At 56.4% G+C, this 23,452-nt stretch carries 21 protein-coding genes; 3 read left to right on the top strand and 18 right to left on the bottom strand.

Annotated features, from left to right (window positions below; genetic code table 11):
- Positions 1-70: 70 nt before the first annotated feature.
- The 11 genes from KQI65_06245 to purN all read right to left on the bottom strand — a co-directional run bounded on the left by KQI65_06245 (position 71) and on the right by purN (position 11,714).
- Positions 71-496: a hypothetical protein gene (locus KQI65_06245; protein MCB2204333.1), complete on the bottom strand. Its 426-nt coding sequence runs from the start codon at positions 494-496 to the stop codon at positions 71-73.
- Positions 493-1,554, bottom strand: a complete 1,062-nt coding sequence (locus KQI65_06240) for a glycosyltransferase family 9 protein (protein MCB2204332.1) — start codon at positions 1,552-1,554, stop codon at positions 493-495. Before KQI65_06240 ends, KQI65_06245 begins: the two co-directional genes overlap by 4 nt.
- A 12-nt stretch (positions 1,555-1,566) precedes the next feature.
- Positions 1,567-2,820, bottom strand: a complete 1,254-nt coding sequence (locus KQI65_06235) for an acetate kinase (GenBank protein MCB2204331.1) — start codon at positions 2,818-2,820, stop codon at positions 1,567-1,569.
- A 9-nt stretch (positions 2,821-2,829) separates the two neighbouring features.
- A complete protein-coding gene (locus KQI65_06230; GenBank protein ID MCB2204330.1) occupies positions 2,830-3,789 on the bottom strand; it encodes a 3-hydroxybutyryl-CoA dehydrogenase in 960 nt (319 codons plus the stop codon).
- Between the two features lie 233 nt (positions 3,790-4,022).
- On the bottom strand, positions 4,023-5,255 hold the full coding sequence (rodA, locus tag KQI65_06225) for a rod shape-determining protein RodA (protein MCB2204329.1): 1,233 nt from the start codon (positions 5,253-5,255) through the stop codon (positions 4,023-4,025).
- The gene (gene mrdA, locus KQI65_06220) at positions 5,255-7,111 is read right to left on the bottom strand and encodes a penicillin-binding protein 2 (GenBank protein MCB2204328.1); all 1,857 of its coding nucleotides are present in this window, start codon (positions 7,109-7,111) and stop codon (positions 5,255-5,257) included. Before mrdA ends, rodA begins: the two co-directional genes overlap by 1 nt.
- A gap of 22 nt (positions 7,112-7,133) precedes the next feature.
- A complete protein-coding gene (mreD, locus tag KQI65_06215) occupies positions 7,134-7,640 on the bottom strand; it encodes a rod shape-determining protein MreD (protein MCB2204327.1) in 507 nt (168 codons plus the stop codon).
- Positions 7,641-7,642: 2 nt separating this feature from the next.
- The gene (mreC, locus tag KQI65_06210; GenBank protein ID MCB2204326.1) at positions 7,643-8,479 is read right to left on the bottom strand and encodes a rod shape-determining protein MreC; all 837 of its coding nucleotides are present in this window, start codon (positions 8,477-8,479) and stop codon (positions 7,643-7,645) included.
- Positions 8,480-8,504: 25 nt separating this feature from the next.
- Positions 8,505-9,530 (bottom strand): rod shape-determining protein, encoded by a 1,026-nt coding sequence (locus KQI65_06205; protein MCB2204325.1) that lies wholly within the window; start codon positions 9,528-9,530, stop codon positions 8,505-8,507.
- Between the two features lie 29 nt (positions 9,531-9,559).
- Positions 9,560-11,095: a bifunctional phosphoribosylaminoimidazolecarboxamide formyltransferase/IMP cyclohydrolase gene (gene purH / locus KQI65_06200; protein ID MCB2204324.1), complete on the bottom strand. Its 1,536-nt coding sequence runs from the start codon at positions 11,093-11,095 to the stop codon at positions 9,560-9,562.
- Between the two features lie 7 nt (positions 11,096-11,102).
- Positions 11,103-11,714 carry a phosphoribosylglycinamide formyltransferase gene (purN, locus tag KQI65_06195; protein ID MCB2204323.1) on the bottom strand — a complete coding sequence of 204 codons (612 nt, stop codon included), beginning with the start codon at positions 11,712-11,714 and terminating at the stop codon, positions 11,103-11,105.
- Between the two features lie 138 nt (positions 11,715-11,852).
- Here purN and KQI65_06190 point away from each other — a divergent pair, with 138 nt between their 5' ends.
- From KQI65_06190 to KQI65_06180, 3 genes are all read left to right on the top strand, one after another.
- Positions 11,853-12,167, top strand: a complete 315-nt coding sequence (locus KQI65_06190) for a hypothetical protein (protein MCB2204322.1) — start codon at positions 11,853-11,855, stop codon at positions 12,165-12,167.
- Between the two features lie 139 nt (positions 12,168-12,306).
- Positions 12,307-12,663 (top strand): iron-sulfur cluster assembly accessory protein, encoded by a 357-nt coding sequence (locus tag KQI65_06185; GenBank protein ID MCB2204321.1) that lies wholly within the window; start codon positions 12,307-12,309, stop codon positions 12,661-12,663.
- A gap of 164 nt (positions 12,664-12,827) precedes the next feature.
- Entirely contained in the window at positions 12,828-13,457 is a 630-nt protein-coding gene (locus tag KQI65_06180) for a superoxide dismutase (GenBank protein MCB2204320.1), read from the top strand.
- Between the two features lie 235 nt (positions 13,458-13,692).
- Here the strand turns inward: KQI65_06180 and KQI65_06175 are convergent, their stop codons facing one another.
- Genes KQI65_06175 through KQI65_06145 form a run of 7 tightly spaced genes read right to left on the bottom strand, consistent with a single transcriptional unit; the run spans position 13,693 to position 23,446 of the window.
- The gene (locus tag KQI65_06175; GenBank protein MCB2204319.1) at positions 13,693-15,378 is read right to left on the bottom strand and encodes a S41 family peptidase; all 1,686 of its coding nucleotides are present in this window, start codon (positions 15,376-15,378) and stop codon (positions 13,693-13,695) included.
- Positions 15,375-16,022: a dTMP kinase gene (tmk, locus tag KQI65_06170; GenBank protein ID MCB2204318.1), complete on the bottom strand. Its 648-nt coding sequence runs from the start codon at positions 16,020-16,022 to the stop codon at positions 15,375-15,377. Before tmk ends, KQI65_06175 begins: the two co-directional genes overlap by 4 nt.
- A 10-nt stretch (positions 16,023-16,032) precedes the next feature.
- Positions 16,033-16,938: a site-specific tyrosine recombinase XerD gene (xerD, locus tag KQI65_06165; GenBank protein ID MCB2204317.1), complete on the bottom strand. Its 906-nt coding sequence runs from the start codon at positions 16,936-16,938 to the stop codon at positions 16,033-16,035.
- 1 nt (position 16,939) lies between these two features.
- Complete coding sequence (locus KQI65_06160; protein MCB2204316.1) at positions 16,940-19,294, bottom strand: HDIG domain-containing protein; 2,355 nt, start codon at positions 19,292-19,294, stop codon at positions 16,940-16,942.
- Between the two features lie 15 nt (positions 19,295-19,309).
- Positions 19,310-20,185 (bottom strand): Cof-type HAD-IIB family hydrolase, encoded by an 876-nt coding sequence (locus KQI65_06155; GenBank protein ID MCB2204315.1) that lies wholly within the window; start codon positions 20,183-20,185, stop codon positions 19,310-19,312.
- Positions 20,169-21,947 carry a Na+:solute symporter gene (locus KQI65_06150; protein MCB2204314.1) on the bottom strand — a complete coding sequence of 593 codons (1,779 nt, stop codon included), beginning with the start codon at positions 21,945-21,947 and terminating at the stop codon, positions 20,169-20,171. The genes KQI65_06155 and KQI65_06150 overlap by 17 nt, the downstream gene beginning before the upstream one ends.
- A complete protein-coding gene (locus tag KQI65_06145) occupies positions 21,944-23,446 on the bottom strand; it encodes a sodium:solute symporter (GenBank protein ID MCB2204313.1) in 1,503 nt (500 codons plus the stop codon). The genes KQI65_06150 and KQI65_06145 overlap by 4 nt, the downstream gene beginning before the upstream one ends.
- Between the last annotated feature and the right edge of the window lie 6 nt (positions 23,447-23,452).

The raw sequence follows: 23,452 nt of genomic DNA, 5'->3' as shown, positions 1-23,452 counted from the left end.
GGAAAAGTGAAGAATTGCGTTACAGGGGAATACCCCACTGGGGAATAGCCCAAATAGGATTACCCTGTTCTCAGAAGGGGTCTGTGTGATTGTCCTGTTTCAGACTGTCGATGGGGTTGAGGAGGACATGAACGGTGTCCCATGCATCACCGCGGGTACCGACCACCACGCGTGTTGCAATGACATGCCACCCGTGCATGTCGCGAATATCCAGGTCATACGAAAAGAACGGGAGATAATCGGAGTAGCGGTGGTTGCCGTCGACGTGAAATTCTACGTAGGCCTGGCAACCGCAACTTGAGCTGGTTTCCGTGAGGATACGAAGGACAGTGTCACGAATGACAGTGCTGTCCGTGGGCTGTGTGATGCGAACACTGATAACCGTATCAGGCGAACTTGGTTCTTCACATGCCGAAAGCGCACCGGCCAGAATGCTCAGGGAAAGAACGAAGGGAATGAATTGATGTATACTGCGGGGGGTGTGAGATCGTCTCATGCGCGTGGCCTTTTCTGTAATTCCGTAAAGGCATCATACACACGCTCGACGGGAAGGTTGCGCATGCAGATATTGTCAATATCGCAACTTGTCAGGTTGCAGCCAAGACAGTCGAGTTCTTCCAGGCGGACCCAGCTGCTGCCGGGATGCCACGGACCCTGTAATTCCGGGTTGGTCGGACCGAAAATCCCGAGTGTGGGAGTGCCGACAGCGGCCGAAATATGCATTGGGCCCGCGTCGTTACTGATGGTATAGTCACATACCGAGAGAAACGCCCCGAGTTCACGAATACTCGTGGGAGGAGCGAGCAAAGCTTCCTGTGACATTTCCCGTGCGATCTGTTCCGCGTCAGGCTGTTCACCGGGACCCCAGAGAATGACGATGTTGGCATTCTGCTCTGCGATTAACCTGTCTGCCAGCTGCGCAAACTGCGAAAGAGGCCAGCGTTTGGTTTCCCAGGTCCCGCTCGGATTGAGGGCGATCAGCGGTCCCGTGCGCTTTCGCAGTCCCCGTGCGGTTTCAGCCATCTGATCACGTACATCTTCCGGCAGGGGAAACACCACGGTTTCGCTGATGATGGGAATATCGAGCTGTCGCAGCGCATCGAGATTGAACTGCGTGTTGTGTACGCGGTCAGCGCGGGTCTCGAGGTGAAAATTGTAGGCCCACGCTCTGCCTCGAAACGGGTATCCCACGCGCAGCGGAGCGCGTGTTGCCGCTGTCATCTGCGCGCTGCGGGGATTGCAGAACAGATCAAAGACCAGGTCATACCCGGTGCTGTAAAGGTCGTACAGCAGGCGTGTAAATGCATCGCGCTTGCTGTCGAAGATAATGGCGTTGTCAATGTAGGGGTTGTCGCGAATGACGTCGGCGGAAGCTTTTTCCGTGAGGAAATCGATGCGGGCGTCCGGGAAGGCGCTGCGGAGATTCGGCGTGACAATGGTGCTGAGCAGCACATCGCCGATAGCGCGGGGCTTGATGACGAGGAGGGACTGTATGGGACGCTCAAGCAGTGCCGGGTAGCGCTGCGAAATCTCTGCAGTTCTTGAGCGTCCCATAAATGTCCTTTCTCAGTCTACCGGATCGAGCGTCCGGTTCCTGATCATGTTGCGCATCGAGGGCGGTACTTCGCCGTTGACGATCGCCATGGTATCGAGTGCGATAACAAGTTCTTCGTTGGTGGGTATCACGCCCACGGCAACGGAAGAGTTGTCGGTGGTCACGAAACGTTCTTTCGGACCGGATTCATTTTTCTTTTCGTCAAAATCCACACCGAGATACGTGAGGTTGCGGCAGACGCGTTCACGGACCAGGGTACTGTTTTCACCGATACCTCCGGTGAAGACGATTGCGTCGACACCGTTCATCGCCGCGGCATAGGCGCCGATGTACTTGGTCACGCGATAGCAGAACATTTCAAATGCGATCTTCGCGCGATCATGATCCTTCTCGGTTTCCTGCTCGATTTCACGCATGTCGCTGCTGACACCGGATACGCCCATCAGTCCGCTGTGCTTGTTGAGCAGGGTCGTCGCTTCGGCAAGAGAGAGGCCTTCCTTGCCCATGATGTAGAGAATGAGCTGCGGATCGAGATCACCCGAGCGTGTCCCCATCAGGAGTCCCTCAAGCGGTGTGAATCCCATGGTGGTGTCGACCGACTGTCCATCCTTCACTGCTGCCATACTGCAGCCGTTCCCGAGGTGACAGGTGATGATCTTCAGATCGGTGATCGGCTTCTCCAGTTTATCCGCCACGCGGTTGGAGACATAGAAATGCGATGTGCCATGGAAGCCGTAGCGGCGGATTTTGTACTTTTTGTAAAAGACGTACGGAATGCCGTAGAGGAAAGAGTGGGGATCCATGGACTGGTGGAACGCGGTATCGAAGACGCCAACCTGCGGGATCTCGGGCAGATGCTGCCGGCACGCCATGATACCACGGATGTTGTGCGGATTGTGCAGCGGCGCGAGCTCGATATTGTCACGCAGAGACTGCAGCACTTCCTCGGTAATGAGCACGGAACCAGCGAAATCTTCAGCGCCATGCACGACACGATGTCCAACGGCGTGAATTTCGGATTTGTCCTTGATAACGCCGTGGTTTTTGCTGAGCAGCACGGCGAGCACGTATTCGATCGCCATGCCGTGGTCCAGGATTTCCCCGGTCAGCTTGATGGTATCATCGTCATGACGGGTGTTGGTAAGAACTGCGCCGCTCATACCGATGCGTTCGACGAGTCCCTTTGCGAGGCGCGTATTGCTCTCCGCCTCGATAAACTGGTACTTGATGGATGAGCTGCCGCAATTGACAACGAGAATGTTCATCATGATGTCTTATCCTTCCGCTTGATTCACTGTGATGCGCTTTCCGGATTCGTCGTAGCGGAAGAAGCCTTCTCCGACCTTCTTGCCGTACTTCTGCTCGCGAACCTTGCGGCGGAGCAGGGGACAGGGACGATATTTGGAGTCACCGAGTTCCTGGAACATGGACTCCATCCATGCCAGTAATTCCTCGAGGCCCATGCTGTCAGCGAGCTCGAGCGGCCCCATCGGCATGTTATAGGCCAGGCGCATCGCAGTGTCGATATCCTCTGCGGATGCTACCCCTTCCATGAGGATGTACATGGCTTCGTTGACCATCGGGATGATGACGCGCGTGGTGATGAAGCCCGGGTATTCATAGACTTCCACCGTCGTCTTTCCGATGCTCTGGATGAACTCGCGTGTGGCCTGGAAGGTCTCGTCACTCGTGTGGAAGGCACGCACGATTTCACAAAGCGGTGTTTTCGGAACGGGATTGGCGAAATGCAGCCCGATGATGCGTCCGGGAGACATCACGGGACGCGCAATCTTGGTCAGGCTGAGTGTGGATGTGTTGGAAGCGATGATCGTCTCTTTCGCGCAGAGTTTGTCGAGACGAATCAGTAGATCCTGCTTGAGCTCGAACTGTTCGTCAACGACTTCCATGACAAAGTCGGTACCGGCGATTTCATTGATGTCGGTGGAGACCTTGATGCGGCTGAGCAGTGCGCGCTTTTCCCCTTCGGTCATGGCCCAGCGCTGGATCTCACGATCCATGTTTTCACTGAGTCCATCGAGGCACATGGTTGCACGATTCTGGTCTTTTTCAACGATAAGCACGTTGATGCCATTTGATGATAATGTCTGGGCGAGTCCGCGCCCCATGACACCGCCACCGACGAGTCCCACATATTCAATGCGGGTCGTCGAATTCTGCGGCATCATCGTCATTTCCTGTTCGAGATCTTTCAGTGAGATCGGTTGGTCAGGCATTGTTCACTCCGTTTCATACCGGGCTGATCGGTTGACAGCGTGGAATGGTGATTCGTAGTATGGGATTATTGGAAGAAAGATATGTGCGTTCAAAGGCGGGCAGCCTCTGCGGGCCTTTCTTTCGTTGGTAATGATCGGTGATTCCCCGATTTCCATATCGTAGTAAAATTAGCGAAGGGACAGAGGATAAACAACCCTTTAATCTCCCTCCGGCATGTGTTTTTCGTTTTATCTCAGGTGTATTCGCCGCGTGTCATACTGGCATGAAGCAGCACGCCGACCGCGAACATGCTCGTCAGGAAGAAAGAGCCCCCGTAGCTCATGAAGGGGAGGGGAATACCGATGACGGGGATCAGACCCAGCGTCATGCCGATATTGATGAAGACGTGGAAGAGGAACATCGCATTAATGCCGATGACAAGCAGGCTGGAGAAACGGAATTCGATAGCGCGCGCAAGAAAAATACCGCGCAGGAATAGTAGTGCGAAGAGCAGGAGGATGAGTCCGCCCCCGAGAAATCCGAATTCCTCGGCGGGAACGCAGAAGATGAAATCTGTCCACTGTTCCGGCACAAAACGCAGCTGTGTCTGAGATCCCTGCAGATACCCACGGCCCGTCAGTCCCCCGGATCCGATGGCGACTTTCGACTGGATGACGTTGTACCCCGCGCTCAGCGGGGCTTCGGTCGGATCAAAATACACGGCGATTCGCGCCTTCTGATAGGCGGGCAGGTGATCGTAGAAATACTGCACGCCGAAGCCGATACTCAAATTGATGGCGAGGAACATCAACGCGATACCGAGGTTGCGCTTGAAAATATAAAACAGCGCGCTGACCAGTACTGCTGCCCCGAGGAAATACCAGATGTTGATGATGGAAAGCACCACGACAAGGACGGGCGAGAGCAGCGTGAGGAGAAGTACCATTTCCGCCCCGGCCCAGAATATCATGGCGAGAAATACGGCCCAGTACACGAGTCCCGTTCCGAAATCCGGCTGCAGAAGGATGAGCAGCCAGGGGAGGGCAACGATACCGATCGCCTTGATCAGATCCGCGAACGAACTCATGCTGGTGGTACTGTCGCTCAGGAAACGTGCCAGCGCGAGGATGGCGGCCAGTTTCGCGAATTCAGAAGGTTGAATCCCATAGCTGCCTATGCCGAACCATCCGGCGTTTCCGGCGATGGTCTTGCCGAAGATGAGGACAAGAACAAGAAAGATGATGGAGACGCCGTACACCAGATACGCGCTGTAGTGGAAGAAGCGCGGAGGTGCAAAGAGGATGAGAATGATCGATAGAAATCCGAGGATCGACCAGAATACCTGTTTCTGAAACTTGATGAAAATCGCAGCATCATGTGTCGCGCTGTAAAGCGAAAGCAGTCCAGCACCAACGAGCAACAGGACGGGAAGCAGAATCCCGAGATCGATGCGTTTGATGATCCCAGTCAGAAAACGGGTTGGCATCAGTCCTCCGGCCCCGCCGCGGCAGACGGGTTGGTGGCAGGAGACGGATTCGCGGCAGCATGGGATGCTGATACGCGGATTGAATCGGATGCGGGAGCGTTGTACACCGGTGCACCAAAGAGAAAGCGCCGAATCATTGCACCAGCAAGTGGGGCAGCTGCCGTACCTCCGAACCCTCCATTTTCCACGATTACGGCGACCGCGATGCGCGGATCGTCAAACGGGGCGTAGCCGACGAACCAGGCATGGTCCGGATTGGGGGGATTCTCGGCGGTGCCGGTTTTGCCCGCAACACGCGTACCACCAACCTGTGCGGCGTATCCCGTACCGGACCCATTGACGGCGCGATACATGCCTCGGTGAATGATGTCGAGCACGTCCTTGCGAATGGGCAGCTTCTCTCCGTGTATAGGAAGCTCTACCGGTTCATCGTCCATGCGGGCGCGGGTAGCGCGCACGGCATGCGGCGTGTAATAGGTGCCGCCATTGGCAATCGTCGCGGTATACGCGGCCATCTGCAGGGGGGTCGTATTGATTTCACCCTGTCCGATACCGAGGTTGACGAGATAGCCAATGTTCCATTTCGTGCCGTATCTCTTGTTGTAATATTCCTCGGATGGGAGAATCCCGCTGTTCTCATTGCTGATGTCCATTCCCGTCGTCCTGCCGAAATGGAACATCGCACCGTATTTCTTGAGATTGTCGAACCCGAGTTTGAAGATCAGTTTGTAGAAGAAGACGTTGCACGAATGTTCGATGGCGGAAACGACGTTGATATCGCCGTGCGCTCCGTGGCAGCCGAATTCCTGTCCCGCGAGCATATACGAGCCGGGACAGCTGATACGCGTATCGAGATCAATGATATGCTCCTGCAGGGCAGCGGCGGCGACGAGCATTTTGAAGGTGGATCCCGGGGGATACGCCGCCATCGAACAGCGGTTGTACAGTGGTGATGCAGGGTCGTCACGCAGCTGATTCCAGACATCGACGGGAATGCGGCCAGAAAAATCCTGGAGATCATAATCCGGCGCGCTGACGAAGGCCAGAACTTCGCCGTTGCGCGGATCGAGCGCGACGATGGCGCCGCGTTTGCCGCGCATGAGCTGCTCCCCGTAGGCCTGGAGATCCATGTCGACGGTGAGGTAGAGGTCGCTTCCTTCCTCAGCCGGAATGTCCGATCTGCCATGATCGAAACTCTCGACCACCTTGCCGAGCGCATTGACTGTGTGATAGCCGTAGCCCTTGTGTCCCCGGAGTTCATCTTCGTACGCCGCTTCGATGCCGTTGAAACCGACGATATCGCCGGGTTGATAATAGTCGCCGAGGTTCTTCAGCAGCCGGGGTGAAATCTCCTTGGTGTAGCCCAACAGATGGGCCAAGTGCGGCTTCATTTTGTACACGCGTCGGCTTTCGACCACGTAATTGACGCCGGGAAGGAGTGTGCGGTATTCCTCGAGAAGGGAGAGCTGCTGGAAGGACAGGTCGCGCGCGATCTTCACCGGTTCGAAGGAATGGAGTCCCGCACGACTGACGCGGTAGCGTACGACATTCGAATCCACCCGGAACAGGCGCACGAGGAGAGGAAGGCTGTTCCACTCGAACTTGAACGGTGTGACCGTCAGCGTGTAGCTGGGATTGTTGCCGACGATGAGATCACCGTCGCGATCGTAGACGAGTCCCCGCAGGGGATCCTTGCTGATCTGGTGAATGGACTGCTTCTCTGCCTGGCTTCGGAAGCTGTCGAACTGCATGAACTGCAGTTCGTACATGCGTCCAAGCAGCACGGCGATCAGGATGAGGAAGATCGCCCCGATCGTGTAAGCCCGTTTTCTGCTGGCAAAAGTACTGCGTTCCATGCTTCTCCTTGACGTCTCGTTTTCAGACCTTCAATCTCGAACCTGTGCGGGCAAGAATCAAGACAGGAATTATGCTCAGCACGGTGGTGTACAATGCGGCGCCGAACACGTGAAGGAGGAGGATATTGACAATGTTGAAATCCAGGCTCTGAAAATATGCGAATACGTAAAGCAATCCGTGGAGGAGGGAAGCGAAAAGAATCAGAACGACGGTTTTGCTGCTGCGGATGAGCAGGGACCGTTTTTCCTCATCGTGGAAAAAGCCGAGTGCGAACGCCGCAGCCACGAGCGCAAGTGCCGAGACGCCCACGACTTCGCCCATATAAAGATCAATCATCACTCCCGATGGAAACGCGTACAGCATCCCTGGCGTGGCGCCTTCCTGCAGGGCGATGAATGCGAGTCCGATCAGGGGCAGCGACGGTTGCACGCTGCCGATGCCGATCAGAGGGACAAAGGTCACCTGCAGCACGACGAGAACAATCATCATGCCTGCATACCAGAAATATGTTTTGAACTCCGGTCGCATGCCTACTCGTTCTCCTCCGGATACATTGCCTGTTCCAGCCGCTGCCGTTCGGGGTCGCTGCGATAACGCACGATGAACACGCGTTCAAGCGCCGCGTAATGCACGCGCGGTTCAACGACGATATGCATCTGGTCACCGTCGCCCGGCTCAATCACGCGAACGATGCCTATCATAATTTCCCGTGGAAAAATGTTGCTGTATTCGGATGTGACAACGGTGTCGCCGGGCAGGACGTCCGCTGTTTTCTGTACATGCTGCAGTACCAGGTCTTCACCCTGTTCCCATGCGATGATTCCGTCGATACGTGAACGCTTGATCTTGGCCGTCGCACGGAAGTCGCGATGCAGCGCGAGCTGCGCGATGGAATAGTTGGGAGAGGTGGCGATGATTTTTCCAACCAGACCGTTTTCATTGATCACGGGCATGTTTACCCGCACGCTGTCGTCGCTTCCGGCATCCAGGGTGAGCATATGCTGCCCGAGCGAAAGCGATTTCCCTACGATTTCAGATGGGATCAGGGCGTAGGAACTGCGTTCACGGAAGCCGATTTTTCTGCGCAGCTCAAGGTTTTCCTGACTGAGCTGACGCAACTGCATGACCTCTTCCATGAGCGAGACATTGACATCACGAAGTTTCTCGGCATCCTGAACGGAGGAGAAAAAACCTGCGGCCCAGTTCGTGGATTCCTGCAGGGAAGCGAAGGTAATAATGGACAGCGAGCGCAGCACCTGTACGGGAGCGCTCTCGCTATGGGCGATGAGGAAGAGCGACAGTCCTGCCAGTACGGTCAGGACGATATAGTCGCGAAAGACCCGGAATACGCCGAACAGAGTTTGCAATGGACATCACTCTCAGATTCCTGGATCAGTACTTTTTGCCCTTCATGATGACATTGCCGAAGTGGTGGAGGTTTTCCATGATGGCACCCGTGCCGCGGGCGACGGCAGTGAGCGGGTCTTCGGCAACGTGGACGGGGAGATTGGTTTCTTTGCGGATCCGGGCGTCGAGGCCCTTGAGCAGCGCACCTCCGCCGGTCAGCATGATGCCGCGATCGAGAATATCGGCGGCCAGTTCAGGCGGTGTGTGCTCGAGCGTGGTTTTGACGGCTTCGACAATGGCGGCAATCGGTTCCTGCAGCGCTTCGCGGATCTCCACGCTCGACGCCTCCACGGTAGTGGGGAGTCCGCCGACCAGGTCGCGTCCCTTGACACGCACCACGAGTTCCTGCTTCAGCGGCACGGCACTGCCCACCTCGCACTTGATGATTTCCGCGGTACGTTCACCGATCAGCAGATTGTGATTTTTCTTGAAATGCTGCATGATGGCGTTGTTCAGCTCATCACCGGCGATACGGATGGATTCTTCCTGCACGATACCCGAGAGCGCGATGACGGCGATTTCCGTAGTACCACCGCCGATATCGATAATCATGTCACCCACGGGAGCGTCGACCGAGAGTCCGATACCGATCGCGGCGGCCATGGGCTCGGCAACGAGATACACTTCCTTCGCGCCAGCGTGTTCGGAAGCGTCACGCACAGCGCGTTTTTCGACTTCCGTGATGCCGCTGGGGACGGAAATGACAATACGGCGGCTGGGAATCCAGCTGTTCATGATTTTTTTAATGAACGCCCTGAGCATTCCTTCCGCGATTTCGAAATCGGCGATGACGCCGTCACGCATGGGACGCACCACCTGGAGTTCGCGATGGGTTTTGCCCTGCATTTCGCGGGCATCGTTACCGATCGCGATGATTTTCTTCGTGTTCTTGTCGAAGGCGACGATCGACGGTTCACTCAGAACCACGCCCTTGCCCTTGACCCAGATCAGGGTGTTTGCCGTACCGAGATCAATTGCGATGTCGTTTGCAAAGAGACTGAACAGACCCATAAATGCTCGATTTCCATCAGTGCTTGAAATCAGTGCTTGAAATGTCGGGTGCCGGTAAAGATCATGGCGATATTGTGCTCGTCGGCCGCGGCGATAACTTCCTCATCGCGTACGGAACCGCCGGGTTGAATCACGGCGGTAATCCCGGCTTTCGCCGCCTCGAGAAGACCGTCCGCAAACGGGAAAAAGGCGTCGGAGGCCATAACGGAGCCCTTGAGGGACAATCCGGCGTTTGCCGCTTTCATTGACGCTATTGCCGCAGAATCCACACGCGACATCTGTCCCGCGCCGATCCCGAGCGTTTTCTCGGCGTTCGTGTAAACGATGGCGTTGGATTTTACATGCTTGCAGACAAGCCAGGAAAACTCCAGTGCCGCGCGCTCCTGCGCGTCCGGCTGACGCCTGGTGACGACTTTCCATTCCTCCCGGACTTCCGGGCCGGAATCGGCCATCTGGCAAAGATAACCATTTTTCACGGATTTCATCTGCACGTGCCGGGTCGCATCCTGCGTCTTTCTGTGACGGATAAGCCGCCGGTTTTTCTTCTGGCGCAGCACGTCCAACGCATCCTCCGCGAATGAAGGAGCGATAATCACTTCCGAAAACATCTCGTTGAGGGTTTTCGCGAGACGGATGTCCACTTCGCGGTTGAGCGCGATGATACCACCGTACGCGGAAGAGGGATCCGTGGTCAACGCCGCTGTATATGCATCCTGAATGTCCTCCGCCACCGCACAGCCGCAGGGATTGGTGTGCTTGATAATGGCTGCGGCCGGCTGCTGGAATTCGTCGATCAGGGCAACGGCGGCGTCGATGTCGACGATGTTGTTGTACGACAGTTCTTTTCCGTGCAGCTTCTCGAAGGAGGAGAGGAAATCACCGTACAGCGCTGCCTGCTGATGCGGGTTTTCACCGTAACGGAGCACCTGCTCCCGCGGGGCTGAGACAAGAAGCTGCTCTGAAAGGGGATCGAAGCTTCCTTCCTGCTTGCTGAAATACGTTGCGATGGCGTGATCGTAGCGCGCGGTGAGTGCAAATACTTTGCGTGCAAGCGCCCTGCGCGTCTCGAGTGTCGTAGCACCCTCGGAGTCGATTTCCTGACGGACCCTGTCATAGTCGGACGGATCGCTGATGACGGTCACTGCATCATGGTTTTTCGCAGCGGACCGCAGCATGGCGGGCCCGCCGATATCAATCTGTTCGATACAGTCCGCGAAGGCGGCGCCGGCCGCGACGGTCTCTTCAAAGGGATAGAGATTGATCACGACGAGATCGATCAGTGCGATATTCTGCCCCGCGATCTGATCGAGATGCTTCTGCTGATCCCTGCGCGCGAGGATGCCGCCGTGAATCGCGGGATGCAGCGTTTTGACGCGTCCATCGAGCATTTCAGGGAAGCCCGTCACATCCTGCACCTGTTCGACCGAGAGTCCCGCCTTTTGCAGCACGGACCAGGTGCCTCCGGTGGAAAGCAGTGTGACGCCGTGATCGACGAGAAAGCGCGCGAATTCCAGAATTCCTGTCTTGTCATACACGCTGATCAGCGCGCGTTGAATTTTCTGCATGAGTCCTCTACTTCTTGATGTACACTCGTCCCCCGCGCAGCTCCAGGCGGCCTTCCGCCAGAAGCGACAGCGCTTCAGGGAGCAGTGCATGTTCCACTTCGAGTACGCGGGCAGCCAGCGTCTCGCTGCTGTCGTCGTCCATCACGGGTACGCAGCGCTGAAGGACGATGGGACCGCGATCATACTCTTCGTCCACCATATGTACGGTGGCTCCCGACACCCGCACTCCAGCGGCAAGCACCGCTTCGTGTACGTGGTGTCCATACATACCTTTCCCGCCGAATGAGGGCAGCAGGGCGGGGTGGATGTTCAGAATCCTGCCGGTAAAACGCTGCACTACAGCGGAAGGAATGCGCTTCATGAATCCCGCCAGGACGATACATCCGGCCCCGGCGCTCTCGAGATGACTGAGCATCGTGCGTTCGAGATCCTGTCCCGAAACACCCTGCAGGGAAGCGGTCGGAATGTTCTGCGCCGCACACCAGGTGAGCGCCGCAGCGTCATCCCGGCTGCTGAGCACGAGCACGATACGGGCATCCAGCCTTCCGTCCTCGATGGCGGCGTGCACAGCGCGGAGATTCGACCCTCTCCCGGAGACAAATACAGCGAGTTTCAGCATTGTATCTCAATCATTTCAAGACTTTCAAATTACGGAAATTGGCCTTCGCAGTCAATCCGATCAGGGAACCCTCGGAATGCAAAAAACTGTTATTTTAGTCGAAATATATCCCCTCATCCACCGTCACCGGAGTGATACATGCAGACGTTTGTCGGCAAGAAAAAAGAACTATTCGATTTCATGCGGGAAAATGATTTCCCCGTCTATCACGCCAGCAACATTTTCTATCGTGACCTGCAATACGCCATCCGGGATTATATCCGGGTGCACGAGGGGAAGGATATTGGTACGCGGAAGATGGAAGAACTCGCCCGTGAGTTCGTCGCCGATCTCGAGCGCGAAGGTATCCTCAAACCGTTTGCACGCAATACCTGGCTGCTCAACGACGTCGAATATCTTCTGCCCTCGCAGGTGGAGGAGGAGACTCCGGCAGCCGAAGCAGAGACGGCCTGAGATACCCTGAGTTACCCGAGATACCCTGAGTCAGCCTGAGACATCCGGTGAGGATGGAAAAATTTCACTTGTGCAGGCATGAATATTTTTATTAAGTTTAAATTAAGTACACACGCAACCAAGAATCAGGAGCGATAACATGACTGAGCAGACTGCGGATGCCATCGGCGCCATCACGGTTACGGAAAAGGCCGCCACGGAAATCGCATCGATCAGGAATGAAAACAGCATTCCGGAAAACTATTATCTCCGTATCGGCGTGAAGGGTGGAGGCTGCTCCGGCCTTTCCTACTCCCTCGGTTTCGACGGTGACCGCCGTGACAACGACGAGGTGCTCGACATCAATGGCGTGCAGATCCTCGTCGACGCCAAGAGCCTTTTCTATCTCGACGGTACGGAACTCGACTATACTGATGGACTCAACGGACGCGGCTTCGTGTTCAATAATCCGAATGCCGTCCGCACCTGCGGATGCGGCTCGAGCTTCGGTGTGTGACAGCACATCGCATCGCATGATCATGCAGGCGCCACGTTTTCAGAACGTGGCGCTTTTTTTGTACGGGAATAAAACTTCTTTGCCGTTCCCTGTGTTGTACTGGCATGCGGCAAGCAATACCGCACTGCACAATACCAATGATATCACGTTTGAAGGAGAATAGCATGGCATACGAATGGAAGTTCAATCCCCGTCCCTACAGCGACAATGAAGCGAAGGATCTGCTGAAGGATGTGGTGTCGCCGGAAACGTCTGACTGGCACTACAACAAGCACCACAAGGGATACGTTGCCGCGTTGAACACCATTGAGAACGGTCTCGAAAATGCGGACCGCGCCGCTGCGAACGGAAATTACAGCGAGATCGGCGAACTGAAGCGCCGCATGACCTGGAATCACTCGGGCGCACTGCTGCACGATGTGTACTGGGACAACATGGGTGGTGACGGCGATACGTCGAAGGGACCCGAGGTGGTCGCAGCGATTGAAAAGGAATTCGGTTCCATTGATGCGTGGAAGGCGGACTTCAAAGCTGCTGCGTTCGCGGCGAAACTGAGTGGGTGGGGACTGCTGGTGTTCGATCAGCTCTACTCGGGTCGTCTGCTGAACGTGCTCGTCGATGAGCATCAGTACGGCGCCATCTGGGGAGGCGTTCCCCTCATCGCCTGCGATGTGTTCGAACATGCATATTATCACAAGGATGGTCCTGGTCGCGCAGCATATATTGACAATTTCCTCAATACGCTGCACTGGGGACGCATCAACGAACGCTACAAACGCTTCGCATCGAAGTAAGCACGGGAAATATGCAGAAACTGCATATTTCGCTGGTGAAAATGCCCGAAATCATGCTGAATGTTCATGTTTCGAGGCCCAAACGGTCAAAATTTTATGCAGAAACTGCATAATCCACGGTTGCAGAATGGAAAATTATGCAGAACGTGCATATTTCTGAGGGAATCTGAAAAGGCAACCCGGTCGAAAAGGACCGGGTTGCTGTTTTTCAGGGAGAAGGGATGGCGATAGCCGCTCAATGATCGCCGGCATGGAGAAGGGCGGCCTCGAACGCTTCGGGATCCGCGAGCAGACGCCTTGCCGTACGCACTGCGTCATCATCGTCAAGTTCACGACGTATGCGCGCGCTTTCACCGCCGAGCTGCTCTGTGAACTCCAGTTCCAGCTCCTTGCGCACGGCAGGCCAGTTTTCAAGAAGACGGGTCGCTTCCATATTCAACACATGTTCGCGAAAGGCGCTGAGGTGCTCCATGGCGGCATCTTCGACGCCGTAGCGGCGCGCTTCCTCCGCGAGACTGCGTTCGGCGCTGATCAGTGGATCTTCCCCCAGCAGTGCCAGGGAATCCGCGAAAGCACGGAAGGCTTCACGCATCTCATCCGATATTTCAGGTGGCGTTGTCGGGGAGAATATGTTGTTGTAGCGTGCAACGAAATGGAACACCGCGTATTCCCTCTGCAGCGAACGAAGTACGGGTGGCAGGCTGTCGGCAGGAAGCGTGACGTCAGGTACAATGCCCAGTGATTCAGGCATGGGACGGGAAAGGCGCAGGGTTCGAAAATGCTTTTCCACGGTATCGGGGACGACAGCGACGCCCTTTCCATTTTCGTACGCGAGACGTTGAATGCAACGGCCTGAAGGAATGTAATACCGCGATGTCGTGAGCTTCAGCGTCGCACCGTGCGAGAGAGGAACCAGGGTCTGCACGAGTCCTTTCCCGAACGTACGCTGCCCGATAATTACGGCGCGATCCAGATCCTGTAAGGCGCCTGCGACGATTTCCGAAGCGCTGGCACTGCGTCCGTTTACGAGCACCGCGAGCGGGACGTCCGCGTCCACCGCCTCTTCCCGCGAAGGATAATTCCGTGCATACCCGGCCTGACGACCGCGCATCGAAACCACGAGGTTGCCTGGATGTACGAACTGATCGACGAGTGCAACCGCAGCTTCGAGCAGTCCTCCGGGATTATTGCGCACATCGATGATGACGCCCTTGATGTCATGCGCGGCAAAGCTGCGGCGCAGCACATTGCGCACACTGTCGGCGCTGCTGCGAGTGAAACGGTTGATTTTCAAATACAGAATGTCGTCCTCAAACCGCGCTGTGCAGGGCAGGGGATCGAGTGTGACTGAACGACGCCGCACGACGAGGTCGAGGCTGTCGCTGATTCCGGGGCGACGTACGACAAGTGCGACAGTACTCCCCGGGGTTCCACGAAGCAGGGGACGCAGATCGGTGATACCTTCCTCGGCAAGCGAGACGCCGTCAATGCGAAGGATTTCGTCCCCGACACGCATGTTGGTAAGTTCTCGCACCTGGTCATAGATGTAGCTGATATACTGGTGGCCGTCCTGGTTGCGAACTTTGATGCCGAGTCCGCCATAACTGCCGCGCGAGAGCGCATCCACCTCACTGTTCTCACGCTTTTCTATGAACTCGGCGTACGGATCCAGTGATTTGAGCATGCCGTTCACGCCGGCTGTTAGCAGATCGTCGGGGGATACCTGATCGACATATTCCGACAGCACCTGCCGGTATACGCTGCCGATAAGATCGAAGCCACGCACGAGACGCTGTGTTGTGTCATCCACCGCGGCTGTGATGAGCAATGCGGCGAGGGGGAGAAAAATCAACAGGCGGCGGGGCATCGGTTTCCGCCAGATGCTGCCTCGTGATGAGCGCGGTTTCCGTGAGCTATTCATGCGCTGTGTCCTTCCGTACTGTCGGACGAGAGATGGTGCTGGAGGATGGACCAGATGTCGTTGGCAATGATTTCGGCGGGACGCTCACCATCGATACGCTTGATGCGTCCGGGATGCTGCTCGCAGAGCGCAAGATATCCTTCACGTACACGCGTATGGAAATCACGACTCGCGGATTCCATCCTGTCAATCTCACCTGACCGATGCTGCCTGCGGGAGAAACTTTCTTCTATTCCGATATCCAGGAAAAATGTCAGATCAGGTGTCAGTCCATGCGTGGCAAGATGGTGCACACGCACGATGTCATCCAAGGGCAATCCGCGTCCATAACCCTGATAGGCGGTAGAGGAGTCGTAGAATCTGTCTGCGATGACATGTGTTCCCGCTTCGAGAGCCGGAAGAATGACCTCCCGTACGAGCTGTGACCGTGATGAAGAGAAGAGCAGGAATTCCGTGACTTCGTCCATTTCCCCGTGCGTTCTGTCCAGCAGCATGTCGCGTATGCGCTCTGACAACCGGGTGCCACCCGGTTCCCTTACGAGGAGGCTGGGCATGTCCGCCGCATCGAGCCGCTGGCGCAGTAAAACGATCTGAGTGGATTTCCCTGAGAAATCCATGCCTTCAAAACTGAGGAACATGGTCATTCCTGAACTGTCATGAACGGGGATGGAAGGTTTTGTGCACTTCCTTGAGGTATTCGCGATCGACATGCGTGTAGATCTGCGTGGTGCTGATATCCGCATGCCCGAGCATTTCCTGCACCGAGCGCAGATCCGCACCGCCTTCGAGCAGATGCGTGGCGAATGAGTGCCGGAATGTATGGGGATGCACATCGCGTGTTATCTGTGCGCGTGCCGCGTACTTTTTCGTAATCGTCAGCACACTCATGCGAGAAAGCGCCGTGCCACGGTTATTGAGAAATACCGCTGCGGTCGGCTTCCCGCTGCGCAGCAGTCGGGTACGCGACATACGAAGATAGGTATCCAGCCACAACTGCGCTTCCGACCCGATGGGGACGATGCGTTCTTTCCGGCCTTTCCCGAAAACACGGATGTACCCTTCGTTCAGGAACAGCTGATCGGTGGTGAGCGATGTGAGTTCACTTACGCGCATCCCCGTCGCATACAACGTCTCAAGGATGGCGCGATCGCGGAGGCCACGTATCGTCTGCGTATCCGGCTGCTCCAGTATCGCGGCAACCTCATCGGCCGTCAGCACATGAGGCAGATGTCGTGTCAACGTCGGTGTGTCGAGATGTTCCGAAGGATTGTGATCGGCGATGCCTTCCATGAGAAGGAAGCGGTGAAAGTGCCGGATCGATGAAATTGCGCGGGCCATCGACGTTGCTGCGAGTCCTGCGGCACGGAGCTCCGAAAGAAAATCCGTGATGTCCTGAAGACTGACGTCTGCCGGATCAGCACACGATCGTTCATCGACCAGCCACGCGCAGTAACGGTGGACGTCCTTCGTATACGCCGCGATGGAATGATCGGAAAAGCCCCGTTCGATGGTCAGGTACGTCTTGAAACCCTGCAGGGCATTTTTGATCGCGGGCTGCATATCAGAACGAGTCGAGCTTCTTTATGCGCTGCAGCAGGGCGTCAGTGGCTGAAGGCAGGTTCAGGAGTTTTGCGGTTCTGTCCGCCATTTTCTTCGCTGCGGCGGCATCCTCCTCGCTCGGATATTTGATACGGCTGTGGTGAATGCCCGTAAGGATATTGAGGAAGCTCTGCTTGACCGTGGTGATTTCACGGAAGGTCAAATCGCAGTTCTCAAGCTCCCCGTCCGCCAACCGCTTCGACACGATACGATCAATCAGCTCGCGAATCTTTTCAATGGTGGGTTCTTCAATTGCACGCGTCGCTGCTTCAATCGTATCGGCGAGCATGACGATGCCAGTTTCCTTCGAGTATGGTTTGGGTCCGCCGTACTGGAAATCGGAACGGTTGACATCGCCATCGGTCAGATTCTTCTCTTTTTCGTAGAAATAGCTGACCAGCGTGGTGCCGTGGTGTGCGGGAATGAAATCAATCACCCTGTCAGGGAGATTGTGTTCACGCGCGAGCTCGATGCCCTTGATCACATGGTTGATGATATGCCGGGCACTATCCTTCGGCTCGAGCTTGTCGTGCAGATTCTGATTGCCGATCTGGTTTTCGACGAAATATTCCGGCTCCAGCATTTTCCCGATGTCATGGTAGTACGCACCGACGCGGGCAAGCGTTGCATTCGCGCCGATGGCGGTCGCAGCGGCTTCCGCAAGCGTTCCCATCACGATACTGTGATGGAAGGTGCCAGGAGCGCGGGAAGAAAGATCGCGGAGGAGCGGGTGGTTGAAATCCGAAAGCTCCAGCAGCGTCAGCTCCGTCGTGATACGGAAAACCTTCTCAAAGAAAATCAGCAGGCCGAAGGTGATGACGGGGGAGAGCACACTGTTCGCCAGTGCATACACCCCCGCTTCAACCATATCCATCGCGGGCAGGGAACGCTGCAAACCACCGATGATGATCGTGAACGCGTAGCCCAGGAAAATGAATGCGAGGGAGCGGAAAATCTGCGTGCGGTTCTTGATGTCGCGCACGGTGAAAATTGCCAGCGATCCCGCGACGATGGAAGCGAGGATGATGGAATATTCGTTGCCGCGCAGTGCTCCGACAAGCAGACTGAGCGAGACTGTCGTGTAAAAGGCGATGCGTGAATCGAAGATGACCGTCATCAGCATCGCCGCGGTTGGAACGATGATCAGGTATTCTACCGGACCCGACACCGGCAGGGTAAAGGTCAGGTACGACAGGAATGCGATCAGGAGGATGATGGTGCTTATCAGCAGAAGCCGCGAATTGTCGGCCATGATGCGCTTGCGAAACAGCGCGATGTAGATCACGGGAAGAAACAGAATCGCGATCGTATGTCCGACACGACCGATATACTGCAGGATCACGTTTCCGCCGTCTGATTTCGCAGCCTTGGCGCGCATGTATGAATCCAGTTTGGCTTTGATCTCCGGCGTCACGCGCTCATGCCTGCTGACGATCCGCTCGTTTTCCTTGACGATGCCGTTGGTGCGGAGCACGTTGTTGATGGCGGACTGAATTGCGAACTGCGTCTGTGCGTCGTTGTACACGATGTTCGGCTGCATCAGGGGATAGACCAGGGCAATGCCGAATTCCACTGCCATTGTGTCTTGTCCGAATTCGTCTCTGAGGGAGGACTGCAGGTACTGCAGCATTTCAGACTGATCGAGAAACTCGGAAACGGGCCGTCGCGCTTCTGTTGTGCTGTCGATACGGATTGCCAGAATGTTCTGCTCGAATCGCGCCTTCTCCCTGTCGACGAAGCCTTTCCCGTATATCTTTCGCACGGCAGTGGTGAGCACACTGCGCAAGTCACTCAGCAGCGCTTTGCCCTGCTGCTGATCCCAGCTCCGCAGCCAGTATCGCCAGTAGCGTCCCGAGAGTGTGACGGGATTTGCCGCGTCAGCGGCAGCGGATCGCGCCATACTGTCGGCGAGGGCGTTTCGTCGGAGGGCACGGCCACTGCGTGGCAGCTCAGCTGTTGCTTGCTGCGCACTGCGCTCGAGAATTCGGAACATGCGTTGCAGCGTATCGAGTACTGTCCGGTCAACATTCTGATACCGGTCAAAGCTCAACGGTGTCCCCATGGCAGCTTCGTGCTGCTCTTTCTCGACGACGAGCGGATCTCGATAGATGCTGAACGAATACGGGGCAATCAGGTCATCCTGGATCCAGATGTTGCCTTCCTTGTACTCGTACTGATGCTCGAGTCCGCTCGGAAACAGCATGGAGATTGTAAAGACCAGGGCGACAGCAAGAACGATTTTCATCGTAAGGCTGGTCTTCAGAAAATGCCCGATGCTCTTTACGTCTGTAACCTGTTTATGCTCTGTATCTGTCATGATGATTATTCCTGGTCATCCGTACGTTCGACGGCCGATCATCCGGAAGAAATCCGCGGCGCCTCCTTCTTCATTCCCCCGGGTGGTGATGATATCGCAGGCAGCACGCAATTCCTTGCTGCCGTTGCGCATGGCGGCCGACACACCCACGAATTTACACATTTCCAGATCGTTTGTATAGTCACCTATGGCTGCGGAAGCGTTGCGCGGTATTCCAAGCCGCTCAAGGACGACACGCACACCGGTTGCCTTGCTCACGTTCCGCAGACGCACTTCGAGATAATACCTGTCCGTTCCCGATCCGCTCTGGTAGAGCACGCGCATGAGCCGCTTGCCGAATTTCTTCGCCAGCTGCACGGACAGTTTCTGCACCGCCTGATAGGACCCGCCCGCACAGAGTGTGACCGCGCGACTGGCAAACGGCTGCAGGGAATCCACACGGAGACTCTCGTCTTCCCCGGCACGCAGGTAGCGGGGAAGTATGGGACGTTCGTCGAGACTGACAATGCCTTCGTCGGTGAAAAGCGAAAAGGAAACCGCGCCGCCGAGTATGGAGCGATGCGTTTCCTCGAGAACTTCGACGATATTCGGAGGAAGGGGAGAGCTGTGCAGCAAGGTCCCGGCTGCGTCCTTGACCAGTGTTCCGTTCAGTGAAATGACCGGAGTCTGCAATTCGAGCTCCTTCCCGTATCCAAGAGTAAAACCATGGGTTCGACCTGATGCGAGCACCACGGAAACCCCGCTCTGCTTCAACGACGCGACGGCGTCTCGCACCTCGTCGAGGATTTCATTCCCCGGACTGAGCAGCGTGCCGTCGAGATCACAGAACACGCAGCGAACGCGGGGCAGACGGCGGCGGCGGTGGACGGGCTTTTCAAACAGGCGAATCATGGGCGGTATCGCGCATCAGGCGCGCCAGTATGTACCAGAGAAGAAGCAGGGCGGCTCCGGCGCAGGCGAACCAGAGCAGCATTTCAGATGTCGATCCGAAGAGCATTGCGGCGACAAGGAAAAGTACGGAATAGATGAGTATAACCCCAAGAAGCCAACCGAACAGGCGTGAAAGGATCCCGCCATCCGGCTTCACGTCTGGATGCGTCTCCGCCAGGGGACGCCAGAACCCGGATGGCCTGACGCGGTGGTAAAATGCCGTGAGCGTTTCCATCTTCGTCGGTGCGGTTAAAAATGTCACCAGCAGCCAGCTCGCTGTCGTGAATCCGACGATGAGGAACATGCTTTCGGGAAATACGATCACGGGATCAGCGCTGCCGGCGTTGTACAGTGCGATGGATGCGTACGCGATGCCGGGAGCGATGGTGGCGGTGATTTCACTCCACGCGTTGACACGCCACCAGTACCATCGGAGGAGCAGGACCAGCCCGAGTCCGGCACCACATTCGAGGATGAACTGCCAGGCACCTGCAATACTGTCGATGAACAGCGTGAGCACGAGCGAGAGAAGCATCAGAAGCACCGTCGTGATGCGCGAAATCAGCACATAATGTTTTTCGTCACGGTTCGGTGAAACGAAACGTCGCCAGAAATCGTGCACGAGATAGGAACTGCCCCAGTTGAGATGCGTCGAGATGGTCGACATGTACGCGGCAAAAAAGGCGGCCACCAGCACGCCCTTGAGTCCTGATGGCAGGAAATCGTTCATGGCATAGATGTACCCGAGCTTTGCATCAGCCGCACCGAGATCGGGATACAGCAGCAGGGCGCCAAGTGCAACGAGAATCCAGGGCCAGGGACGCAGGCAGAAAAAGGCGATCTGGAAAAACAAGACCGCGAACACCGAGTGCTTTTCGTTCTTTGTGCTGAGCATGCGCTGTGCCACATACCCACCTCCGCCGGGTTCCGCACCGGGATACCAGGATGCCCACCACTGCACGCCGACATACGCGAGAAATGCGCCGCCGGACAGTGCAAACACGCCGACAGCTCCATCACGCGCGCTGCCGATAACAGGCAGAAGGTTGAATGTGCCTTCAGGAAGTGCGGCATGCAGTGCAGAGAGTCCGCCGATCTCAGGAGAGTCGATCACCAGGATGGCGAGGATGATGCAGCCGACCATGGCAATGACGAATTGCACGGCGTCGGTGACGGCAACGCCCCAGAGTCCGGACAGTGTCGAGTACAGCGCGGAAAACAGCATGGCAGCCGCGATATACCAGAACACCTCGGATGCAGGAATGCCAAACATGCCCTCGAGGATGGTGGCCATTGCCACATTTACCCATCCCATGATAATTGCGTTCATGAACAGGCCGAGATAGACCGCGCGAAATCCGCGGAGAAAACCGGCCGCGCGTCCGTCATACCGTATTTCAATCAGCTCGAGGTCCGTCATCACGCCGGCGCGCCGCCAGAGATGGGCATAGAAAAACACCGTGACCATGCCGCCGATAGCCATGTTCCACCATAACCAGTTCCCGGCAATCCCATTCGATGCGACGAGTTCGGTGACAGCCAGAGGGGTGTCCGCACCGAATGTCGTTGCGACCATGGAAAGCCCTGCCAGCCACCAGGGCAGACTGCGTCCACCGAGAAAAAAGTCGGCCGTACTACGTCCAGCCCTCCGTGAGAAGACGACCCCGATCCCGAGACTGAGAAGGAAATACGCGAGGAGAATGATCCAGTCTATGGTACTCAAGGCTGTTCCTCACCTGCTGCATTTTCGGTGCTTGCATGACCGGCACGGCCGTGCAATTGTGCGATCAGTATGGTGATGAGGGATCCGGTGAGCGTATACCAGGTCCATGCCAGCGGTGTCAGCAGGATGATCAGTGCATTGCCTGCGATGCCGGCGAAAAACGCGATGCCTGCGGTTCGGGATGGAACCCTGCCAGGCAGCAGCGTGAGGATGAACAGTCCGAGCAAGCCACCGTAGGTGTAGGACGCGATACTCAGCGCCAGCTCGACGACGACATCCGGGGTGCGAATGAAGAGCATAGCGGTGAAATAAAGCACGATGGCCCAGAAGAACGCGAGTCTGCGTGACCACCGGAGTGCGCGTGCGTCATCGACGTGATCCATCCGGCGCGGAAGGATGAAATCGAGCATCGTGGCGGAGCTGAGCGCGCTGATGGAACTGCTGAGTGTGGACATCGCCGCCGCGAGGATACCGGCAACGATGAGTCCCGTCACCCCGGCAGGCAGTTCCCGCAGGATGAACACGGCGAACACTTCGTTCGCGGTGAAGTCGCCGGCAGGGAGATAGCGGGAAAGCAGCGCGCCGACGAGAAGGAAGAGTGCGAACTGCACGAAGATGACAAAGCCGCTGAGTACCATCGCACGGCGTGCGGGACGCACGGCGCCGGCGGTAAGCACGCGCTGCACGATGAGCTGATCGGTGCCGTGTGATGCCATGGAAAGTACCGCACCGCCGAGAACGCCGCCGAGCAGTGTGTACGGTTCGGTGAGGAAACCGGCCAGTCCATCATCCGGCCACAGCTTGAATATCTGCAGCTTGCCTTCATTCGCGAGCACGCGCAGGGTTTCCAGTGGAGAGTCCGGAAGAAGCGAGAAGAGCAGAACAAGTGAAACCACGGCGCCAAAAATGTAAATGAACCACTGCACAACATCCGTCCATATCACGGCGCGAATTCCACCGAAATACACGTAGAGCAGGGTGAGGACGGTGAGCGCCGCCATGGCCACGAGATAGACTTCGAAACTGCTGCTTGCGGGAAACAGCTGAAATCCCTCCATCAGCAATGCCAGGGGAATCGCTGTGGTGTACAGCCGCACACCGTCTGCGAAAAGACGCGTGCCCATGAAAATTCCGGAAGCGGAACGGCGAAGTGCAGGAGAGAAATACCGCTCGAGTACGGTGTACGCGGTCCCGATTTCACCTTCGAAATAGCGGGGAATAAGAAATACGGCTACGGCGATGCGGCCGAGGATATAGCCGATGGCGAGTTGCAGAAAAAGCATGGATCCGCCATAGGCCAAGCCGGGAAGGGAAAGAAAGGTGAGCGCACTGGTCTCGGTCGCAACGATGGTACCGCAGACAGCCCACCATGGCATGGCACGGTCACTGATGAAATAGTCGCGAACGGATGTCTGTTTCCCGCCCATGAGTACGCCGAAGAGGGCGATGCCCGTGAGATAGAGGAGAACGATGATCCCGTCAACGATACCAAAGGTCATGCGCTG

This window comes from bacterium (assembly GCA_020444325.1).
In the GTDB taxonomy this organism is placed as follows: domain Bacteria; phylum Bacteroidota; class Ignavibacteria; order SZUA-365; family SZUA-365; genus BM516.
This window is presented reverse-complemented; position numbering and strand designations above follow the sequence as displayed.

Bases quoted from the DNA above. Each gene is read 5' to 3' on its own strand.
- KQI65_06235 (MCB2204331.1), bottom strand. From the start codon at position 2,820: ATGAACATTCTCGTTGTCAATTGCGGCAGCTCATCCATCAAGTACCAG.
- KQI65_06245 (MCB2204333.1), bottom strand. From the start codon at position 496: ATGAGACGATCTCACACCCCCCGCAGTATACATCAATTCATTCCCTTC.
- KQI65_06175 (MCB2204319.1), bottom strand. From the start codon at position 15,378: ATGAATAGCTCACGGAAACCGCGCTCATCACGAGGCAGCATCTGGCGG.
- xerD (MCB2204317.1), bottom strand. From the start codon at position 16,938: ATGCAGCCCGCGATCAAAAATGCCCTGCAGGGTTTCAAGACGTACCTG.
- KQI65_06155 (MCB2204315.1), bottom strand. From the start codon at position 20,185: ATGATTCGCCTGTTTGAAAAGCCCGTCCACCGCCGCCGCCGTCTGCCC.
- tmk (MCB2204318.1), bottom strand. From the start codon at position 16,022: ATGACCATGTTCCTCAGTTTTGAAGGCATGGATTTCTCAGGGAAATCC.
- purN (MCB2204323.1), bottom strand. From the start codon at position 11,714: ATGCTGAAACTCGCTGTATTTGTCTCCGGGAGAGGGTCGAATCTCCGC.
- purH (MCB2204324.1), bottom strand. From the start codon at position 11,095: ATGCAGAAAATTCAACGCGCGCTGATCAGCGTGTATGACAAGACAGGA.
- KQI65_06205 (MCB2204325.1), bottom strand. From the start codon at position 9,530: ATGGGTCTGTTCAGTCTCTTTGCAAACGACATCGCAATTGATCTCGGT.
- mrdA (MCB2204328.1), bottom strand. From the start codon at position 7,111: ATGGAACGCAGTACTTTTGCCAGCAGAAAACGGGCTTACACGATCGGG.
- KQI65_06190 (MCB2204322.1), top strand. From the start codon at position 11,853: ATGCAGACGTTTGTCGGCAAGAAAAAAGAACTATTCGATTTCATGCGG.
- rodA (MCB2204329.1), bottom strand. From the start codon at position 5,255: ATGCCAACCCGTTTTCTGACTGGGATCATCAAACGCATCGATCTCGGG.
- KQI65_06230 (MCB2204330.1), bottom strand. From the start codon at position 3,789: ATGCCTGACCAACCGATCTCACTGAAAGATCTCGAACAGGAAATGACG.
- KQI65_06160 (MCB2204316.1), bottom strand. From the start codon at position 19,294: ATGACAGATACAGAGCATAAACAGGTTACAGACGTAAAGAGCATCGGG.
- mreD (MCB2204327.1), bottom strand. From the start codon at position 7,640: ATGCGACCGGAGTTCAAAACATATTTCTGGTATGCAGGCATGATGATT.
- KQI65_06180 (MCB2204320.1), top strand. From the start codon at position 12,828: ATGGCATACGAATGGAAGTTCAATCCCCGTCCCTACAGCGACAATGAA.
- KQI65_06240 (MCB2204332.1), bottom strand. From the start codon at position 1,554: ATGGGACGCTCAAGAACTGCAGAGATTTCGCAGCGCTACCCGGCACTG.
- KQI65_06185 (MCB2204321.1), top strand. From the start codon at position 12,307: ATGACTGAGCAGACTGCGGATGCCATCGGCGCCATCACGGTTACGGAA.
- KQI65_06145 (MCB2204313.1), bottom strand. From the start codon at position 23,446: ATGACCTTTGGTATCGTTGACGGGATCATCGTTCTCCTCTATCTCACG.